We start from the raw sequence: 18,055 nt of genomic DNA on the forward strand, positions 1-18,055 counted from the left end.
TTCAATTACATGATTAATAAAAATACTGAAATTATAATCCCAGAAACAAAGAATATCATTGAACAGTAACCCATAATATCTTTTACATCTAAGCCTGCAATGGCTAATAAAGGTAATGCCCAAAAAGGTTGAATTTGTGAAGACCAAGTGTCACCCCAAGCTAATCCGACCATTGTTGCTTCCACTGAAGCACCTAATTCAACTGCAGCTTCTAATGCAATTGGTCCTTGTATAGCCCATAAACCTCCTCCAGAAGGTATGAAGAAATTGATTAAAGAAGAACTATAAAAAGTAAATAGCGGAAGTGTATTAGCAGATGAAATGTCAATAAAAAACTGTGAAATAGTTGAAGCTAAGCCAGTTTCACGTAGCATCACCATGATAGCAGCATAAATAGGAAACTGTAATATCATACTATCTGCTGTTGCGGTAGCTGTTTTTATTGCATTAGCATAATTATTAGGTGTTCCATGCGCAAACATGCCTAAGACCATGAAAATCAATATAATTGAATTAATATCTAACCCTAAGAAACCAGCTTCACTAAAATAACCAACTAGATAAATTAATAAAATACCAGCAAAAAGCATCAAAATTATTTTACTATTATCAAAACGATCTGCAATCGATGTCTTCGCACCTTTAGCATTTCCAGATTCTTCTTGAGCTCTACGATCTGCTTCAATTATACTGGCATCAATTTCAATGCTTTCCTCAGCGCTAGGTACCATGAAATGATATACAAGAGGGATAACAATTAATAGTAAAATTGTCATTACAACATTTAATGGCATCAATAGAGTATCTGACAATGGAATTATTCCAGTTATATGTTCTGCTGCATGTCCTGGACTAGTTGGTCCTAAAAAAATAGATGAAGATGGCCCTCTAGCAATATTCCCACTATAAGCTGCTGCAACCAATATTGGATAATGAATTTTTTTACCATAATTAATAGTAGCTATTTCTTTTGCTAATAAAGCTCCTGCAACTAAACCAAATCCCCAGTGTAAATAGGTTGCTATATAGGATACAAAAGATGTAAAAACTACCGCAGAAACTCTATTTTTAGGAATTCTAGCTAAACGACGCAAAATACGTAAAATAATTGGTGAATTAGCAAAAGCATGCCCTGTCACAAGGATCAGTACCATTTGCATGGTAAAACCTAATAATTCAAAGAAACCTTCTCCCGAATAATTAACCATATCCATAAAAGAACTATCAGTAAAAACTAAACCGACAATAAAGACGATTAGAGCTAATAACAAGGCTAGAACATATGAACTTGGTAAATATTCTTGCATAATATAAACTAAACCATCTGTAATTTTTCTAAACCAACTTTTATTAGGATTAGTAGAATTACCAGTGCTACTTGTATTATTCAAATAATCACCTCATATAAACTCTCCCTATTAAGAAGTTCTCCTAATAGGGAAAATTAATTTTTTTCTGTAAAACTATAGTTTCTGATTAATAGAATTCACGCGCATATTTTTTAACTTTTTCAATATCAACTGTTAAACCGAAACCTGGTCCATCTGGCACAACTAATTCAAAATCTTTAACTTCTAGCTCTTCAACCGTTATACGATCTTTATACAAGAATTGACCAAATAGTTCAGTACCAAATTCAAAGTCATGGATAGTTGAGTAAACAGAAAGAGCCATAGCAGATCCTAAGCTGCTTTCAATCATAGTTCCACCATATAATCCGAGTCCAGCACCTTCAGCAATTCCTGCAACCTTTTTAGTTTCTAATAACCCACCATGTTTACATGGTTTTAAAGCAATACTATTTCCAGCTCTATTTTTAGCAATTCTGAATACATCATTTACATAAGTTGATGATTCATCTGCCATAATTGGCACATCAAAACGTTCAGTCAAACGGGACATAGCTTCATAATTCCAGACTGGCACAGGTTGTTCAATCATATTTACGCCATATTCTTCTAATTTCTTAATGCAACGAACAGAAGTATCTTCGTCCCAAGCTTGATTGATATCTACAGTAATTTTTGCTTGTTCACCAACTGCTTCAATAATTTTACGAACGTGTTCCACGTTTTCGTCTGGATCACCTTTACCAATTTTTAACTTGAAGATTTTATGACGTCTAATTTCTAATAAATGCTTAGCTTCTTCAATATCACGTTCAGTATTTCCTGATGCTAATGTCCAAGCTAAAGGAATTGATTGATGGATTTTTCCACCTAATAGCTCATAAGCAGGTACATTCTTTTGACGAGCAGCCAAGTCAATTAATGCCCCCTCAACAACGGCTTTAGAATAGTTGTTCCCTTTCGCAAAATGGTTGATTTCCCACATAATACGATTGAAGTCGGAAGCTTCACGTCCAATTACAAGATCTTTTAAATATGAATCGATGTTAACTTTAATTGCTTCTGGAGTTTGCTCACCGTAAGCAATCCCTCCTATGTTAGCAACTTCAGACCATCCTTCTGTACCGTCTTCATCAATAGCACGTCCAACAATGATAGCTTGACTTGTAATGGTAGTCATTGATAATTGGTGAGGACGAACTGTTTCCATGTCTAAAATGTATGTTTTAAAATCTTTAATAGTCATTAATATATCTTCCTTTAAAATTTTATTTTGTATCTAAATGATCACTTAATTCAAACCAAGTTGGTATTCCAGCTGTAAATATAATTACAAAACCTAAATCTACCAATTCAGCATCTGTCACTCCATTTGCTTTAGCTTCCACAATTGCTTGTTCAGCATCTTTCCCTCGCATCTCAGTTATATACATTCCAACATATGCCACATATTTCTTCTCTTTAGTAACAAATCCTTTTTCAAAAATTAAATCTCTAACCAATTCCCCTTCATTCAAACCATTAAGTACCTTCTGAAGAAAACTATGATTTTTAGTTGGTGTTTGTTTAATAATTTCCTCTAAAATCTCTTCTACAGATTGGTATGTTGGTTTTATCTCAAATTTAATTCCATCAGCTAATTGTAAATGAGCAGCTATGGCTTTTAATGAAATCTCTAATGACTTAAACCCACCATAAACATAAGAAACCAAAAAGTACTCAACTAATTCTTCAAAAGTTAATCCTTTAATTGTACCAGCTTCAGTATGAGCAACCATTGTTCGATCATACAATTTTCCAGCATTAACAGCTGCGATTAATACATCTTTTTCAACATCGGTTAAGACATCTGTTTTAAAAGCCTCTGACCTAAATTGTGTATAATACTCAAGCATTTTTGGATTATAGTCATGCATAACTTGAACCCAATTAGGTACCTGTCCATATACTTCTTTAAAATAATCGATTGCCGACAAGTTAATCCCCCCCTTCTATTAAAATACTATTGGTAACCAGAAATAAACTACTAAGATGATTCCAACAAATGAAGCCAATACAAATGGCGTTCCTACTTTAATTAACTCTGACATTTCAAAGTCGCCTTGACCATAGATAATCCCCATCAACGGTGTTCCGCTAGGTACGGTTGCTGCAAACCCAGCACCTAAAGCAGCTGCTGTCATTAACATAAAAGGATCATAGCCCATCGTTTGAGCAATAGATGCAGCAATCGGAATTACAATTGTTCCTGTAGCAGTATTTGGAGCAATTTGTGTAACTAACAGTGAAAAGCCTGTAACAATAGCAACCATCGTAAATTCAGAAGCTCCTTCAAAGAGCAACAGCTGTTCACCTAACCAAGATGCTAAGTCTGTTCCTGTAAAACCAGCAGCAACAGCCATACCACCCATTAACATTAGAATAACTGCCCAAGGCATCTTAGAAACAGAATCATTGTTTAGAATTCTTCCTCCTTGCTTGTCAGGGATAATATACAAAATTACACAAGCAATAATTGAGATTACTGTATCTGATAATCCTTGAATTCCATCAAATAAAAACGTGCGGAAAATCCAAAAGAAGACAGTTAATGCAAAAACGACAGAAACAACTTTTTCTTCATAAGACATTTTACCTAATTTTTTAATTTCACTATCAATATAGTCTTTTCCTTTTTCAAGCTGTTTCTTATCATATTTATAAAAAACATTATTCAAAATAAAGATAACAACAACCAATTGAAGTAGTGCTAGGGGAAATTCAAAAAGCATAAATTGAGCAAATGGAATCTCAAATCCTAATAATTCACCCGCAAATGCTGAAAGCGAGATATTGGTTGGTGTTCCAATCAAGGTCATAGAGCCCCCAATAATAGCTCCAAAAGCAACAGCCCAAACAGATGATTTTCTAAATTTTTGTGCATCTGATTCATTTGTTGGATCTTCTTCTAAGATAAGATCTGTCATTTTACTACCCATTGCTAAAGCAATTGGTAATAACATCAATGCGGTCGCAGTATTTGATACCCACATTGAAATAAATGTCGCTGCTAACAATAACCCAATAATTAATCGGTTTAAGCTTGTTCCAACAATCCCAATAATGTTTAATGCAATACGATTATGCAGATTCCATTTTTCTAATGCTAATGCAATCGCAAATCCGCCAAAAAACATAAAAATTGTATTATTCCCATAAGCAGAAGCTGTTTCACCAGCACTCAAAGCACCTGTCAAAGGGAATAAAAATAATGGAACTAAACCTGTAATCCCTGTATTAATTGATTCAAAAATCCACCATGATCCCATAAGCGCTAATGTTGCTAAAACACCTACACCAGATTGTGATAACGTACCAAAGGGGATAAACCAGTAAATCAAAATAAATAAGACGATACCTAAAACAAATCCAAATAATTGACCTTTAGTATATGATTGTTTTGTTTTCATAAATTTTACCTATTCCTTTTTCTCAAAATGATCAATATAACGTTGTTGTGCCACTTTTATCGCTCCTGCAATTGATGGGGCAGAAGGTATAAAAAGATTAGCTTCAACGGTTTTTAAAATTTCATCAAGATCATCAACAAAATTCATACCGACTAACATTCTTCTAAAATAATCTTGTGCTAACTGTGTTACAAATGTACATTCTGCTTTAACAATGATGTGTGAGGTACGGTTGACTTCGAACATCACACCTACAACAGCACTTTCTTCATACATTACTGTTCCTTTGGGTAATCTAGTATATCCTGAGACGAATACAGTATCTAAAATTCGCATTTAATTACCTCCATATTTTAATTTAGATTCTAAAGAGACCGGCTTAAAAACATTTCCACTCCTTTCTAAAACAAAACAAAAAACCACAGAGTTATCCCTTAAAAAAAGAATTACTCCATGGTTTTACTCATTATAAATTGATTTAATGTCTCTATAAATAGAACACACTAAGGTTTACAATGCAGCCCCTGAAATTTCTTATAGCAAACGCTACCATCACAATAATTATACAAAATGTAAAGGTGTTATGCATTAAAATATGGTTAGATTTTTATTAATATTAATTAATCTTGTTTTTTAGAAAAATCTCGATTTCGTTTACAACATCATCACGTCTTGTAAACACTAAATTATAGTGATTAGCTGGTGTATGGAATACAGTAATGTCCTTGATTGACTCAATTGTTTTTGTATAATGCTCATCTAAAAACAAGGGTGGATTTGAACCAATATTTCCTTCACAAATAATCAATAAGACAGGAACATTAATTGTTTGTCCATATTTACTAATGTCAAATTCCCAGAAAGTTGACCAATCTTCACGTATTGTTGCTTCTTCAGCTTTATTTTCCCAGTAATCACCATGATCCTTAATTTCATAAGTTAAAACACTGACGATATTTTCATCAGTTGGAATACCAAATGCCTCATAGCCTTGTGCTACTGTTTGCACATATTCCTCTTGAGATGACCAATGTTTACTTAAGCGGCTAAATGATGGTTCTACAATTGGTTTTTGATGTTCTGTCATTGTTGCAGCCCCATCTAATAAAACAACCCCTTTGACATCTGGAATTTCACTTGCCACAATTGCCGAAATAAAACCGCCCATTGAATACCCCATAAGGATTGGATTACTGATTCCTAAGGCTTCAATCAACGCTTTAATATCTTCAGCATGATTAAAAATACTCGATGGCTTTTCACCTTCGCTACTCTCACCACGTCCTCGTAAATCCATAGTTATCACACGATAACCTTCTTTTGCAAAATGCTTAGAGTAAAAATTTAATTGCATTCCATTCCCAGTCAAACCGTGAATTCCAATAATTGTCCCTCTATCTCCTCCATTATTATCAAATATCTTTAATTTACTTTCTCCAATTTCTACTATTCTTTCTTCCAAAAAATCACCTTCCCTAATCAGTACATTAAAAAAAGCCCAACTATCCCTAGATACAATTACTATGATATATAGTATATGTATTAGGATAGTCTGGGCTTTTATAATAATTGATTAAATTATTAATAACTCAAGACTAAGATGTCAAACATTAAAAAAATAACTTTTATTGACATCGCTTACTTAAGTATATCATAAAATATTCTCTATGCAAACATTAATTAATTTTTTTTATCTTTAATCATAAATTTAAAGTATTCTTTTATCCAACAAACCTTAGTTTTTAAATTCGTTTCCTACCCTATTTGCCATGTAACTTACTTTTAATTTATTCAATAATACCACTTCTTTTGACAAACTTAGTTACTATTTTAAAACTTTAAACTCTGTAATTCTAGCCTAATTTACCTTGTCAAAGTATGTTCTAAAGAGCTATTTAATTGTTTTTATTTCTTGTTCGATGAATTAAGTCATATTAGTATAACAATTGATGATATGATATATTATCATAACTACAACCTATTCATTTGTTTTTATTAATAAGATATTTACATAAAAGATAATAAGAAAGAAGGAAAAACGATGAATCATCATCAAAATAATAAAACAATCATTACAGTAGCAATCACTGGATCACAGGGTTCTAAAAAACTAAATCCCAATACGCCCGTTACCAATGATGAAATGATTGAAGATGCATATCAATGTTATTTACATGGTGCTTCAATTGTACATATACATGTAAAGGCCGATGATCAAGAAACATATGAGATAAATACTAATTCAATCAGTTATATCATTGAAGAGTTAGCAAAGAAATGTGACATAATCGTTAATGTTTCAACATCTGGAGAAGATTTCACCTATCAAGGTTTAACAATAAAAGGTGAACTTGATTCAATTCAGAAAAAACGTATCAATATTTTGGATTTAAAACCAGAAATGGCATCATATGACATTCCCACAATGAATATAGGTGAAAAAATTTTTATGAATCCTGTACCTTTTTTGCGCCAAGCAGGACAAAAAATGCAAGAATTATCCATATTACCTGAAATTGAAATTTTTAATCTTAGTGATATTCATCAAGCGGAGCAATTAATTCGTCAAGGTTACCTTTCTGAGAAAGCTAATTTTCAACTATGCTTAGGGATTGAAGGTGGAATCCCTGCATCGGTAAAAAATCTCGTCATATTACATGATGCTCTTCCAAAAGGAGTTAATTGGAGTGCTTTTGGCATCAGTCGTATGCATCTTCCTATTATGTATACTACGCTTGCATTTGGTGGTAATATTCGCGTTGGTTTAGAAGATAATCTCTATTATTCTTATGGTCAACTTACAACAAATGTTGAACTTGTTAAAAGATCCGCAAGAGTAATTAAAGAATATGGAAATAGCGTTGCAACTCCTGCTGAAGCAAGGGATATTTTAGGAGTATACTCAAAATAATCGGAAAATTAGATTACTATTGGGATTGCTAGTACCTTTCCGTATCGATTTATGTTCTTATCTTACACTTAGTCACAAAAACATAAAAACGAACTCCGATAGCTTTTTGTTAAAAAAGTAATTGGAGTTCGTTTTTATTCACTGATTTGATCTTATAATCGCTTGGTTCTTACTATCGTATGTTTGGCGAAAATGAGTCGGTGAATATTTCGTGTGTAATTTAAATGCTGCTGAAAAGGTTAGAACATCCTTGTATCCTGATACTTCACTGATACTAGAAATAGATTGTTCAGTATCTATTAGGAGTTGTTTTGCCTTTTCCATCCTAAGATGAGTTAAATAATTTTTGGGACTAATATCATATTCTTCTTTGAAAATTCTTGATAAATAACTGCGATTTAAAGCCATCTTGTTGGCAATTTCTGCTATGGTTACTTCTTTGGAATAATTAGAATCTAAATAATTCTTTAATTGAATGACATACTTTTTCTTTTGAGTCAATTGATTGTTGTCATTGCTTGGTGAAACAGTTATCAATAACCTCAACAAGGAGTATGTCTTTTCAAATAAAGATAAATGATAATAAGTATTAAAATTGTTTAGTCCCATTAAATCAATGATACTACTAAATTTATCATCAAATTTCACAATATTTTCTTTTGACAAATTCCTTAGTATCATATCATTGAACAAACTTGATTGTTGCAAATAATTGATGATTTTGTTGCCGTTTAAGCCAATCCAAAAATAAGACCAGGGATCATTTGAATCTGCTTGATAATAAGTTTCTACTTTAGGTAATAGAAGGAAGAAGTCACCTTCTCCTAAATGGTATGTATTTTCACCAACATAAAATGTGCCTTTTCCACTTCGGATAAAATGTAAGACAAATAGATCCCTCACCTCAGGACCGTAGGATTGATTTGGCTTACAATCTTCAAAACCATAAAACTCCACTTTTAGGTCTGTTGTATTTGATTCATAGTCAGTATAGTAAAGCATAGTTCTCTCCTTAAGTCTTTATAGTAACATTTTAACATATTCAAATTGCTTTTTACTATTTTTATAGCGGTTTCAATGTAGTTTAATAAATACATAAGTATTAAGGGGGTATGTATGTGGCAATTTATGCTGAAGATAATTTATTTTTTATTAATTCTAAAGGTTTTTCTCTTATTTTAGAGAATTATCATGAGTATTTGATGGTAAGACATATTGGCAAAAAGGTACAAACTTATCAACATTCAAATCTCTTAATTGATAAAGATCACTCATTTTCACCAGCACCTTTTGCCGATAATAGAAACTTTTCATTAGATACTCAAAGACAAATTCTTGGTCAGCATGGATTGGGCGACTTTAGAGTGCCTTCCATTATTATCGCTAATGATGAAAATCAACTATCGGATTTTAAATTTAAAGATTATACAATCTTTCAAGGTTTACCAGAAGAAAAAACATTACCTTTTCCATATGATAATAGTCATACGACTCAAACAATTGTTTTTACTTTAGAAGATTCGATATTAGACTTAACCTTAGAAATATATTTTTCAATTTATGAAGAGTCTAGTACAATTTCTACACATAGAAAATTAATTAATCATTCATCGAATCAATATAAGATTAAAAAAATTGACAGCTTCACAATTGATCTTCAACCTCTTGATTATCAATTTATAACTTTTCAAGGAGCTTATGGTCGTGAAAAAGAAATGGTTATTGATTCACTTAAACAAGGTACTCATAGTATCTCATCTACTCGGGGTGCAAGTGGACATAGTCAATCACCATCATTAATTATTGGTGAAAATAAGGTCAATGAGTCTTACGGTGAATGTATAGCTGTTCAATTAATGTACAGTGGAAATTTCCATGTAACCGTTCAAAAAAATCAGTTAAGAGAAATCAGAGTTAGTACGGGGATTGAACCTACACTTTTCGAATGGCGTTTAGATAGTAATACAGATTTTGTAACTCCAGCTGTGGTAATTAATTTTTCAGATGCTGGATTAAATCAACTTACTCATATAAGTCATGATTATATATTAAATCATATTATGCCTCATAAATTTGCTAATCAAATACGCCCTATCTTACTAAATAATTGGGAAGCAACTTACTTTGACTTTTCCTACGACAAGTTAATTAATCTTGCAAAAGTTGCTAAAGATGTTGGTATTGAACTGTTTGTTTTGGATGATGGTTGGTTTGGTAATCGATTCGATGACAATCGGGCTTTGGGTGATTGGTTTGTTAATGAGGAAAAACTTTCAGGTGGTTTAGAGCAACTAATAACTGAAATACATAACCTGGGAATGCAATTTGGAATCTGGTTCGAGCCAGAAATGATTTCAGAAAATAGTGAACTCTATCAAGCACATCCAGATTGGGTCATACGTGCAAAAGATAGGAATCATATTTATTCGAGAAATCAATTAGTTTTAGATTTGTCTAATCCAGAAGTGGTTAATTTTATCAAAGAAACTCTGAGCCATTTCTTAACTGCATACGATATTGATTATGTTAAATGGGACATGAATCGCAATATTACTAATGTTGGTAACCACTTTACTTTAAGTGAAAACCTCATGCAGTCACATAAATATATGTTAGGCTTGTATGAAATATTGGATTATTTAACTCAAAAACATCCAAATGTATTATTTGAAAGTTGTGCAGGTGGTGGTGGGCGTAATGATTTAGGCATCATGCGATACTTCCCGCAAGTCTGGACCAGTGATAATACTGATGCTATTTCTAGAATTCAATTACAAAAAGATATGACTTATTTATATCCTACTATAGCTATGGGCGCTCATGTTTCTGCTGTACCTAATCATCAAACGGGTCGTATTACACCCCTTGAAACACGCAATCATATTGCAATGATGGGAAACTTGGGTTATGAACTTGATTTAACAACAATGAGTGCTGATGAACTACTGAAAATTAAACAATGTATTGCAACCTATAAAACAATACGTTCAACTGTTCAATTAGGTCAACTGACGCGTTTAGAAACCACGCACCCAACAAATGAATATGCTAATCAATTTGTATCTGATGAAATGGTTGTCCTAACCTATGTTAAAATTTTAAGTGACGTTGAATTTAGCGAGAGTGTCATTAAGCTTAAAGACTTAGATGAAAAAGCTTATTATGTCGATCAAAGCAATCGTGTCTATTCAGGCGAGGAACTTACTGTAATTGGTATCACAATGCCAGTCAACCAACAGGACTTTTATAGCAATCAAATTATATTTAATAAAATTAAGGAGAATTAAATGATGAAAAAATTTATCACAAGTTTAGTCGCTTTATCTGCTGTTAGTTTAGCTTTTGTAGGATCTACTAACGTTTCAGCGCAAGATGGTAATTTAGAAATTTTCAATCAAAAAATCGAAATGCAAGCTACACTCCAAGAAATTGTTGCAGATTTCAATGAAGAATTTGGCGCAAATGCTGAAGTTGTCACTGTACCTGATGCTGGAACTGTTTTAAGAACGCGTATGGCTAATAATGAAGCCCCTGACGTAATTAATGTATATCCTCAAAATGCGGATTTTAAACAATGGGCGGCTGATAATCGATTTGTTGATTTAACAGATCAAGATTTCTTAAATAACTTAGTTGAAGGCACAGCAGAAACTTATGCAATAAACGATCGCATTTACAACTTACCATTAACAACTAATTCATGGGGCTTTTTCTATAATGTTGATTTGTTTAATGAGCTTGGTTTAGAAGTTCCTGCTACTTGGTCAGACTTTGAAGCATTAGTAAACCAAATTAAAGAATCTGACCATATTCCATTCGCAGGAGCATTCTCTACTCAAGATTCTTGGACTTTAAATGGTTATCATCAACTTGCTTGGGTAAATGCAGCGGGTAGTCCTGAAGCAGCAAATGACTATTTACGTTTTAGTGAAGTAGGAGCTATAAGTGCTGAAGATGAAGTCACTCAAAAAGTAGCTGAACAATTATCCTTATTAGTAGATAATGCTCAACCGAATGCTAACGGCGCTTCTTATGCTGACTCAATTGCATCTTTTGTTAACGGTCAAGGACTTATCTTACCTAACGGTATGTGGGCTTTACCAGTGATTATGCAACAACAACCTAGTTTTGAAGTAGGAACTTTCCCATATCCTGGTCAAGAAGCAGGTCAAGAATTAACTGTTGGTGCAGCTGACTTAGCTTTCTCAGTTAGTGAAGAATCAGATAATAAAGAATTAGCTTTACAATTTTTAGAATATATGACACGCGAAGATGTGCTTGTTCGTTACTATGATATTGATGGAATGCCAACAACACTAACTGCCTTACAAGACCACTTCCCATTTGAACAAACGAGAGCTGTTTCAGAATTAGTCAATACGGATAAACATTTTATTTGGTTACAATCTGAATGGAATTCTGAAGAAGGATTTTGGCATGCAACAGTTGATTATATCAATAGTGGTGGCGATATTAATGTTTTAGAAACAGGATTAAACAATCACTTTGATCCAATGAAAAATTAATTTATCCATTTATTTTTAGGGCTGGGCTTTTGTCCTAGCCCTTTATTGCTTTAATTTTTTTAAGAGGAGATTTATATAGTATGAAAACTAACAGAAAACACTACTGGGGATATTTATTTTTAATTATTCCGCTTTTACTACAATTAATTTTCTTTTTTATTCCATTGTTCCAAGGAGCTTATTACAGCTTGACGGATTGGTCTGGATTAACTAGAGAATGGAATTTTATTGGGTTAGATAACTTTCGACGGGCTTTTTCTGATCCACGTTTCACAAACAGTTTACGATTTACAACTCTATATACCGTAGTGTTAATTGTTGGTGAAATTGTTATTGGTATTGCAGGGGCTTTGTTACTCAATCAAAAGATTCCAGGCCGTAGCTTTTTTAGAACCACATACTTCTTCCCAGCGGTTCTAAGTACTGTCACAATTGGTTTAATTTTTAGCCAAATTTTCAATTATGGGATTCCACAAATTGGTCGCTTATTAGATATTGAATTTTTACAACAAAACTTATTAGCTAATCCTAATACTGCACCTTATGCTGTTTCATTTGTCGGCTTGTGGCAAGGGGTAGCCATGCCTATCATTATATTTTTAGCAGGTATTCAGAGTATTCCTCAAGAAATTATTGAAGCAGCCGAAATCGATGGAGCTAATAAATGGGAAGTTTTCAGACACATCATGTTACCGCATTTAATGCCATCAATTAGTATTGTATTTATTTTAGCTTTAAAATCAGGGGTTACTGCTTTTGATAGTATAATGGCATTAACTGGTGGGGGCCCACAAAATGTTACTATGAGTTTAGGTTTGTTAGTATATAACGCAGCCTTTAGTAACAATGAAGTAGGTTATGCTAACGCTGTTGCTATGATACTATTTGCGATTATTTTAGTTATTTCTGTCATTCAAATGTATTTATCTAACAAAAGTGTTAGTAAATAATGAAAGGTGGTTTGGTTAATACATGAAAAAAATAAATTTAAGTAAAGTAGTGACATTAGCGCTATTAATTTTTGGTCTACTTATCATAATAATTCCTTTATATTTAACACTTGTCAGTTCATTTAAAACAACTGCCAATATTACGGGCGATTTTTTTGGCCTTCCAAATCCATTTACTTGGTCAAACTATGAACGCGTTTTTGATGATGGTTTGACGGTTCATTTCCTTAATTCGGCAATTATTACTGTCGTATCTATATTATTGATTACACTATTTGTACCCATTGCAGCTTATGCGATAGCAAGAAATATGAATCGTAACAAAAACTATCGTGCTATATATTTCCTACTGATTATCGGGATTTTCGTTCCTTTTCAGGTTGTCATGTTACCCATAACGAATTTAATGAGTAATTTAGATATGATGAACATACCTGGACTCATTATTCTTTATTTAACCTTTGCTATTCCACAAACCTTGTTTTTATATACTGGCTATATTCAAGGATCCGTTCCAGCAGAACTTGATGAAGCTGCTGAAATTGATGGTGCAAGTAAATTACAAACCTATTTCCAAGTGATATTTCCTATTTTAAAACCGATGCATGCAACTACTATCATACTAAATGCTTTATGGATTTGGAATGACTTCTTATTACCATTGTTAATCTTAAACCGAGATAAAGATACATGGACACTTCCATTATTCCAATACAATTATCAAGGACAATATTTCTTAGACTTTGGTCCGTCATTTGCTTCCTATGTAATTGGAATCCTGGCAATTCTAATTGTGTACCTTAGATTCCAAAAGAATATTATTTCTGGTATGACTAGTGGTTCAGTTAAATAAATTTTTTATAAGGAGGAAATATTATGATACCAAATAAGATAATGCTTATTACATACCCTGATAGTATGGGGAAAAATTTAAAAGAATTGACTGAGGTAGTTGATGAACATTTAAGTCAAGCCATCGGTGGCATTCACATTCTTCCCTTTTACCCTTCAACAGGTGATCGCGGTTTTGCTCCAACCACTTATGAAATCGTTGATCCAGCCTTTGGTGATTGGCAAGATATTCAGAAACTTGGCGAAAAATATTATTTGATGTTTGATTTTATGCTTAATCATATTTCTAAGCAATCCGATTTTTTTAAAGATTATATTGAAAAAGGTAATAATTCGGAGTATAAAGAGTTATTTATTGATGTTAATGAATTTTATCCAGAGGGAAGACCGACGGATGAAGATATTGATTTGATCTATAAACGAAAAGATAAACCACCTTTTCAAGAAGTTCATTTTGCTGATGGTAGTACTACGCACGTTTGGAATACTTTTGGCGACGAACAAATTGACTTGGACGTCACTAAGGATATTACCAAACAATATATTAACAACACATTTAAAGCCTTTCGTGATCATGGTGCCTCCATTATTCGTTTAGATGCTTTTGCATATGCGATTAAAAAGTTAGATACCAATTGCTTCTTTGTTGAACCTGAAGTCTATGAATTATTGAATGAAGTAGAGTCTATGGCTAAGGAAAATAATTTATTAATTTTACCTGAAATCCATGAACATTATTCTATTCAATTTAAATTAAGTGAACGCGATTTTTACATCTATGATTTTGCGCTTCCGATGGTAGTTTTATATACCTTGTATAGCGGTAAAACAAATCGTTTAGCTAAGTGGTTAGAAATGTCGCCTATGAAACAATTTACAACTTTGGATACGCATGATGGAATAGGTGTTGTTGATGCCAAAGATATTTTATCTGACGATGAATTAAATTATACTTCGGAACGCTTATATCAAGTCGGAGCGAATGTTAAAAAAATCTATTCCAGTGAAAAATATAATAACTTAGATATCTATCAAATAAATTCGACTTATTACAGTGCTTTAGGTGAAAATGACTTGGACTATTTTTTAGCTCGAGCTATCCAAATTTTTGCTCCAGGAATTCCACAAATATATTATGTTGGACTATTGGCAGGTCGCAATGATATTGAGTTACTCGAGGCCACCAAAGAAGGTCGGAATATAAACCGTCATTATTATTCTAAAGCAGAAACAGAACTTGAATTACAACGTGATGTCGTACAACAGATCATTGCTCTTTGCGAATTTAGAAATACCAGTATGGCTTTTGATTTAGAGGGTTCCATTGAAATTGCTACACCGAACGACAATTTTATACATATTAAACGCTTTAATCAAGACAAGTCCGTATCAGCTGAATTATCCATTGATTTTTCGAATAAAACAGCACATATTAGTGACAATGATAAAATTATTTGGCAACATATATCATAAAAACCAAGAGCTATGAGTCATGTACTGACCTTAGCTCTTGGCTCTTTTTTTACTCACTCAAATCAGAATCTGCGTCCCCCACCATCTCCACATACGCCTCCAGCGACAAGTCATGCTCATACATATACGTCGCATGTTCGACCCCGACATAGCGGAAATGCCACGGTTCATAGTCAATCCCCGTCTCCGCCACTTTATCCGCTGGATAGCGCACAATAAAGCCATACGCATGCGCATGCTCGGCTAACCAATCGTAAACCGCTTGATCGTCACCATTCTCAGCATTAATATCGACCGCCAAACCTGTTTCATGCTCACTATACTTGGGTGGTGCTACCGTCCGCAAGGTCTCGTCCAAAGCGGCTTGCCACGAATAGCCCTGCGCCATATAATTGTTAACCCGCTCATCAATAATCCCCTGCTGCTCCGTCTCGTCACGGAAGGCCGACACCACTAACGGATAAATCCCCTCTTGCCTAGCCGCATCAAACATGGCCTGCAATTCCGGGTAAATGCGCTCATCCACGTAAAAATCGTTGCGCAATTCCGTCAATTCCACCTCGTAGCCCTCCGGCAACGCTTGCCACTGATTCACCAGCACCAACTGCCAGTCTTCCTCCGCCACGACAGGCCAAACCCAAAACATCAAAACCACCACAAATAAATATCTCATTTTAACCAATGTCTCTACCGCTCCTCAAAAAGAAATGCTATATAACGCTGATTTTGGGCTGCCCATGTGGCTTCGTTATGCCCACCGCCTGCTTGAATGTGGATCATACTACTAGCCCCCGCTTGCTGGATAGCGTCATTAAAATACTCAACCGGACTCAATGCTTGGGGGCTATTTTCAATTTCTTCTTCCCCAAAACTAAAATAAAAACGGCTATCAGGATCAATTTGACTGTGTTCCCACTCTTCCATCAGCTGTTTTTTGCAGAAAAATAAGCTGGGTGACAAGCTCGCAATTTTTGAAAAGGTCTTGTTATGGGCTAAACCACTGTAAAACGCCATCAAGCCTCCCATAGAACTCCCACCGACAGCGGTATTTTGTCGGTCTGATAGGGTGGGATATTTATTATCAATATGGGGTTTAAGGGTGTTGACGAGCCACTCCATGTATTGTTTGCCATAACCATCAATCAGGCCACTTCCAAAAATACTTTGCTCAATCTTGTAAGGCGAATATTCCCACAAGCGTTCGCTGCCTTGATGACTACACTCGATTCCAACAATGATCATTGGCTGTGGATAGTTGTCCATAAAATCTTTAAGTCCCCACGACGTCCCATAGGTCGCCCACGAGTTGAAAAACAGGTTGTGCCCGTCGTACATGTACAAAACCGGAAAAGGACCTTCTCCTTCAGGCAAATAAATATGAATGCTTTTATCTACGTTTTTATATGGAAAATAAAAATCAAAGGTCTCTACGCGTCCCATTTGACAACTCCTCTACTTTTTCTTCTATTTTAGCATATAAAAAATGGAATTGACGAAAAAAAGTGTATTTATATATAGAAGGATTTTTATTTATTTGAAAGGATGTTTTTAATTGGAAAAAAATATTGAGTTGCGCGTGTTGGAGGCGATGGCTGTGCGGGGAGTGGCTGTGGATGAAAATCATTTGCAGAAATTGCAGACGGGTTATGAGGGCGAGGCGAAGTTTGCGACCTTGGTGGTGGAGTTTGGTTTGTCGCATCTGATGTGGGTGGAGGATTATTGGTTTAAGATTGAGGATGGTCCAAAGCGTCAGCCGGATTTTTTGTTGGTGTTGCCGTATGAGTGGATTGCGTTCGATGTGAAAAATTACAAGACAAGTTTTGAGTATCGTGAGGGGAAATGTTATGCCAATGGTTGGTCAAAACCCATGGATAATATTGTGTCGGCGGCTGAAAACCGAAATGAAAATTTACAACAGCTTGCCCGTGAGGTGACAGGCAATATTTCGGTGCGGTCAGCATTGGTTTTTATCAATGAGAATTGTCATGTGACCTATGATAGGATGCCCAATGACGTGGAGTTGGTGCCACGGACGTTGTTGCGGCGCTTTTTAGAACAGTATAGGCATACACCACCGTTAAAAGATTGGTTGGTGCAGAAAGTTTCGGTCGTGCTCGACACTTATCGGACAGAGTACGGCATGCCATTTGAAGCCTTGAAAGTTGAGGACTTTGCCAGTTTACGTAAAGGGATTGTTTGTGGGGGGTGTGGTTTTTGTGGGACGGAAAGAGATAAATCACAAATTATTTGTCATCAATGTGGTAATAAACAGACTATCAGTGAGATAGTTCGATATCATACGATTCAACAAAGATTATTATTTTATGATAATCCAGAAATGGTAACAACTCGCCATTTGTATGAATTGATGGGAAAGCAAATAACAATAAGATCAATAAGAAGATATATGGGGAATCACTTTAAAGTTGTTAACAAAGGGAAATCCTCATATTATCAGGTTGATATTCACAACACCTTTAAATAAGTTAGTCATTCTGTCCATTTTTTGATGGATTTTGGACAGAATAAGGTTATTCTGTCCTTT

General features: G+C 34.3%; 16 protein-coding genes. 7 read left to right on the forward strand and 9 right to left on the reverse strand.

What is annotated here, in order from left to right:
• Window positions 1-5 precede the first annotated feature (5 nt).
• From NRE15_RS05440 to NRE15_RS05465, 6 genes are all read right to left on the reverse strand, one after another.
• On the reverse strand, window positions 6-1,391 hold the full coding sequence (locus NRE15_RS05440) for a short-chain fatty acid transporter (protein ID WP_313794583.1): 1,386 nt from the start codon (window positions 1,389-1,391) through the stop codon (window positions 6-8).
• A gap of 85 nt (window positions 1,392-1,476) precedes the next feature.
• Complete coding sequence (locus tag NRE15_RS05445) at window positions 1,477-2,595, reverse strand: muconate/chloromuconate family cycloisomerase (protein WP_313794584.1); 1,119 nt, start codon at window positions 2,593-2,595, stop codon at window positions 1,477-1,479.
• A gap of 22 nt (window positions 2,596-2,617) precedes the next feature.
• Complete coding sequence (locus NRE15_RS05450; protein ID WP_313794585.1) at window positions 2,618-3,325, reverse strand: carboxymuconolactone decarboxylase family protein; 708 nt, start codon at window positions 3,323-3,325, stop codon at window positions 2,618-2,620.
• A gap of 18 nt (window positions 3,326-3,343) precedes the next feature.
• On the reverse strand, window positions 3,344-4,798 hold the full coding sequence (locus NRE15_RS05455) for an SLC13 family permease (RefSeq protein ID WP_313794586.1): 1,455 nt from the start codon (window positions 4,796-4,798) through the stop codon (window positions 3,344-3,346).
• 9 nt (window positions 4,799-4,807) lie between these two features.
• Window positions 4,808-5,134 carry a DUF3870 domain-containing protein gene (locus NRE15_RS05460; protein WP_313794587.1) on the reverse strand — a complete coding sequence of 109 codons (327 nt, stop codon included), beginning with the start codon at window positions 5,132-5,134 and terminating at the stop codon, window positions 4,808-4,810.
• 280 nt (window positions 5,135-5,414) lie between these two features.
• Window positions 5,415-6,260: an alpha/beta fold hydrolase gene (locus tag NRE15_RS05465; RefSeq protein ID WP_313794588.1), complete on the reverse strand. Its 846-nt coding sequence runs from the start codon at window positions 6,258-6,260 to the stop codon at window positions 5,415-5,417.
• A gap of 579 nt (window positions 6,261-6,839) precedes the next feature.
• On the opposite strand from NRE15_RS05465, the gene NRE15_RS05470 reads away from it, so the two are divergent.
• Window positions 6,840-7,709, forward strand: a complete 870-nt coding sequence (locus NRE15_RS05470) for a BKACE family enzyme (RefSeq protein ID WP_313794589.1) — start codon at window positions 6,840-6,842, stop codon at window positions 7,707-7,709.
• A gap of 138 nt (window positions 7,710-7,847) precedes the next feature.
• Here NRE15_RS05470 and NRE15_RS05475 read toward each other — a convergent pair whose 3' ends face one another.
• Entirely contained in the window at window positions 7,848-8,711 is an 864-nt protein-coding gene (locus NRE15_RS05475) for an AraC family transcriptional regulator (RefSeq protein WP_313794590.1), read from the reverse strand.
• Between the two features lie 116 nt (window positions 8,712-8,827).
• Here NRE15_RS05475 and NRE15_RS05480 point away from each other — a divergent pair, with 116 nt between their 5' ends.
• The 5 genes from NRE15_RS05480 to gtfA all read left to right on the forward strand — a co-directional run bounded on the left by NRE15_RS05480 (window position 8,828) and on the right by gtfA (window position 15,510).
• Window positions 8,828-10,996, forward strand: a complete 2,169-nt coding sequence (locus tag NRE15_RS05480) for an alpha-galactosidase (RefSeq protein WP_313794591.1) — start codon at window positions 8,828-8,830, stop codon at window positions 10,994-10,996.
• A gap of 3 nt (window positions 10,997-10,999) precedes the next feature.
• Window positions 11,000-12,235, forward strand: coding sequence for an ABC transporter substrate-binding protein (locus NRE15_RS05485; RefSeq protein ID WP_313794592.1), 1,236 nt, complete (start codon window positions 11,000-11,002; stop codon window positions 12,233-12,235).
• Between the two features lie 80 nt (window positions 12,236-12,315).
• The gene (locus NRE15_RS05490) at window positions 12,316-13,185 is read left to right on the forward strand and encodes a carbohydrate ABC transporter permease (RefSeq protein ID WP_313794593.1); all 870 of its coding nucleotides are present in this window, start codon (window positions 12,316-12,318) and stop codon (window positions 13,183-13,185) included.
• Window positions 13,186-13,207: 22 nt separating this feature from the next.
• The gene (locus NRE15_RS05495) at window positions 13,208-14,038 is read left to right on the forward strand and encodes a carbohydrate ABC transporter permease (protein WP_313794594.1); all 831 of its coding nucleotides are present in this window, start codon (window positions 13,208-13,210) and stop codon (window positions 14,036-14,038) included.
• A gap of 20 nt (window positions 14,039-14,058) precedes the next feature.
• Window positions 14,059-15,510 (forward strand): sucrose phosphorylase, encoded by a 1,452-nt coding sequence (gtfA, locus tag NRE15_RS05500; protein WP_313794955.1) that lies wholly within the window; start codon window positions 14,059-14,061, stop codon window positions 15,508-15,510.
• Window positions 15,511-15,559: 49 nt separating this feature from the next.
• Here the strand turns inward: gtfA and NRE15_RS05505 are convergent, their stop codons facing one another.
• Both NRE15_RS05505 and NRE15_RS05510 read right to left on the reverse strand, forming a co-directional pair.
• Window positions 15,560-16,183: a M15 family metallopeptidase gene (locus NRE15_RS05505; RefSeq protein WP_313794956.1), complete on the reverse strand. Its 624-nt coding sequence runs from the start codon at window positions 16,181-16,183 to the stop codon at window positions 15,560-15,562.
• A gap of 14 nt (window positions 16,184-16,197) precedes the next feature.
• Window positions 16,198-16,950: an alpha/beta hydrolase gene (locus NRE15_RS05510; RefSeq protein WP_313794595.1), complete on the reverse strand. Its 753-nt coding sequence runs from the start codon at window positions 16,948-16,950 to the stop codon at window positions 16,198-16,200.
• A gap of 112 nt (window positions 16,951-17,062) precedes the next feature.
• On the opposite strand from NRE15_RS05510, the gene NRE15_RS05515 reads away from it, so the two are divergent.
• Entirely contained in the window at window positions 17,063-17,995 is a 933-nt protein-coding gene (locus NRE15_RS05515) for a nuclease-related domain-containing protein (RefSeq protein ID WP_313794596.1), read from the forward strand.
• The last annotated feature ends 60 nt before the right edge of the window (window positions 17,996-18,055 follow it).

Source organism: Fundicoccus culcitae (assembly GCF_024661895.1).
GTDB lineage: Bacteria > Bacillota > Bacilli > Lactobacillales > Aerococcaceae > Fundicoccus_A > Fundicoccus_A culcitae.